This is a genomic window from Cecembia lonarensis LW9 (genome assembly GCF_000298295.1).
Taxonomy (GTDB): domain Bacteria; phylum Bacteroidota; class Bacteroidia; order Cytophagales; family Cyclobacteriaceae; genus Cecembia; species Cecembia lonarensis.
The window spans coordinates 1-2,019 of the sequence record NZ_AMGM01000172.1 but is presented as its reverse complement, the minus strand read 5'-3'; the positions used below and the strand labels follow the sequence as shown (position 1 = coordinate 2,019).

Sequence of the window (2,019 nt, the reverse complement as noted above, 5' to 3'; positions counted from 1 at the left end):
TATAATTGTGAAATGCCACATACTTTCCAAGCAATCCATTGTCATTGCCCAGTCCATTAGGAAAGCGATTGGAAGTAGAGTTCAATAAAATCAGGTTGGTATTGAGTGCAGAACCATTGACGAAAATCACGTCCGCATAATACTCTTCCATTTCTTTGGTATGGGCATCCACTATTCTCACTCCGGTTGCCTTGCCTTTTTCTTCATCATAGATAATGGAATGAACCACCGCATGGGTACGCATGGTCATGTTTCCGGTCTTTTCTGCCCAAGGTAAAGTAGAAGCATTAGCGGAGAAATACCCTCCAAAAGGACAGCCTCTTTGGCAGAGGTTTCTGCTTTGACAACGTGCTCTTCCTTGTTGCGCATAATAATCCAAATTTCCATTGATATGGGCACATCGGGCCAAAATCATATGGCGGGAATCGCCATAATGCGTTTTGAGTTGGTCCTGAAAATACCTTTCTACCACATTCAAAGGATATGCTGGAAGAAACTCTCCATCTGGGAGATGGGGAAGCCCGTCTCTATTTCCGGATACCCCGGCAAACTTTTCCACATGGCTGTACCAAGGAGCAATGTCCTTATACCGTATAGGCCAATCTACCGCAAAACCATCTCTGGCAGGTCCTTCAAAGTCATAATCGGACAAGCGCTGCACCTGTCTTGCCCAAAGTAGGGATTTTCCTCCTACCTGATAACCTCTGATCCAATCAAAGGGTTTTTCCTGCACATACGGATGTTCCTTGTCTTTGACAAAAAAGTGTTGGGCATCTTCTCTAAATGCATAACAACGGCTCACTACAGGATTTTCCTTTTGTACTTCTAAAGGTATCTGACCCCTATGCTCAAATTCATAGGGAAGCATATTCGTAGTGGGATAATCTTTGATATGTTTGACATCCCGCCCCCTTTCCAAGACCAGTGTTTTCACCCCATGCTCGCAGAGCTCTTTGGCCGCCCAACTCCCACTCATTCCAGAACCAATGACAATGGCCTGAAACGTTCTTTCTTTTACTGCATCTATATTGAAATTAGCCATGGATTCTATCTGTGTTTAAGTCAGCAATACGTACTTCACCCTGATAATCCCCAGGGATAAGGGAATAGGGTTTCACCTCTGTCTGAATGTATTCAGAAAGCATGAAACCTTGGATGGTAAAGCGTTTGGTAGTGCCCAAAAAGGACCGGATGTCCCTTTCGGCTTCGGCATCAGTAGTCATGCCTGCCAGGAGGAGTTCCTCTTTTTGTACCGTTTCGAGTTTGGAAAAGGTATTGCCTGTTTTCTTTTTGCTGAAATCCTCAAAGCCTTTCAATCCATTCATAAAGGATTGTTGTCCATTTTCATCCATACAGTCATTGACCATCACCAGAATAAAGTCCTGCACGCTGAGGTCTGAAGCCCCTTTGATCTCTCCCGGAGGAATGATGGTGTCTGCTATGTCGGCCAACAATTGCTGGAGGGAAGGGGTAATCTGAAGGTTATGATAGGCAGCCAGGATGTCTTCCTTGGAAAAATCACAGGAAGGCACCAAGACCAGTCCCCCTGTCAACAGGGCAAGACTCCTAAGTGCATCTCTTCTTTTCATGGATAGGTTATTAGGGATTGATTTGAAATGAGGGATAAGGTAAAACGATTTAGGGATTTTTCAAACCACTGATTAATTTAACCACAGATGAAATTGGATAAAGATTAAAAAATGAACCACTGATGAATGGGATGAACACTGATAAAATGAATCAGGGATAATGATGGATTTTCTATGATTACTGAATTTGACAATTGATTTGAGGTATTCAGGTAAAGTTTTAACCACAGATAAATGGGATGAACACAGATAAAATGGATAAGGGATGAATGAGGATTAACGCAGATAAAAAATGATTTAATCGGTTATTTTATCACGAATTTTAAGAAATATTCAAAGTAACATTAATTTACTAACTTGAAGATAGAAATAAAGAGGTAATGATCCTGAAAGGATCGAACTTTAAATAGCCCCTGGTGAAACCAGGGGA

Annotated in this window: 2 protein-coding genes; both read right to left on the bottom strand. The window is 42.0% G+C overall.

The window, feature by feature from the left end:
* On the bottom strand, positions 1 to 1,042 hold a 1,042-nt coding region (locus tag B879_RS20600), incomplete at its 3' end, for a GMC family oxidoreductase N-terminal domain-containing protein (RefSeq protein ID WP_040401497.1).
* Positions 1,035 to 1,589 (bottom strand): gluconate 2-dehydrogenase subunit 3 family protein, encoded by a 555-nt coding sequence (locus B879_RS20595; RefSeq protein WP_009187161.1) that lies wholly within the window; start codon positions 1,587 to 1,589, stop codon positions 1,035 to 1,037. The genes B879_RS20595 and B879_RS20600, both read right to left, overlap by 8 nt.
* Between the last annotated feature and the right edge of the window lie 430 nt (positions 1,590 to 2,019).

Bases quoted from the DNA above. Each gene is read 5' to 3' on its own strand.
- B879_RS20595 (WP_009187161.1), bottom strand. From the start codon at position 1,589: ATGAAAAGAAGAGATGCACTTAGGAGTCTTGCCCTGTTGACAGGGGGA.